This window comes from Lysinibacillus sp. GbtcB16 (assembly GCF_019091145.1).
In the GTDB taxonomy this organism is placed as follows: Bacteria; Bacillota; Bacilli; order Bacillales_A; family Planococcaceae; genus Lysinibacillus; species Lysinibacillus fusiformis.
In genome coordinates this window covers 1-440 of record NZ_JAGXJV010000140.1, presented here as the reverse complement: position 1 = coordinate 440, position 440 = coordinate 1, and the positions used below count along the sequence as shown (strand labels likewise).

Annotated in this window: 1 pseudogene; it reads right to left on the bottom strand. The window is 29.3% G+C overall.

What is annotated here, in order from left to right:
• Nucleotides 1–440 (bottom strand): annotated as a pseudogene (locus tag KVT27_RS23740) (hypothetical protein); the annotation flags it as partial.

Below are 440 nucleotides of genomic sequence, written 5' to 3'. Positions count from 1 at the left end.
CTGCTCCTGCTTCTTCTGCTTCTTCTTCCGTTTCTTCTTTAACATAAAGTTCCTCTATAAAATCCATACCAATATTTAAATCTACATCATTTATTTCTATTACATTTGCTCTATCCAATACTTTTTTAGAAAAAGGATGTGTACTTTCATCTATATTAACTGTTCCGATTATGTATAAATTATTGGGTATAGTTAAAGTTGATAATTTTTCATAAATTTCTCTTTCCTCATCATGAGTAGCTTTCATAGACTTCTCATGAAATCTATCTCTATAAGACTTGTTAAATAATGGATTCTTATATTCAACGCTATTTAAATTAACATTTAAAAATCTAGATTCGATACAACTAAGCACCTGAGCAAAGTATAGTTCTACCTTCGCTAAGTTCATTTCATCTAAAATTAAAAAGAACGGCTTTGCTGGATGGTTAACAGCATCT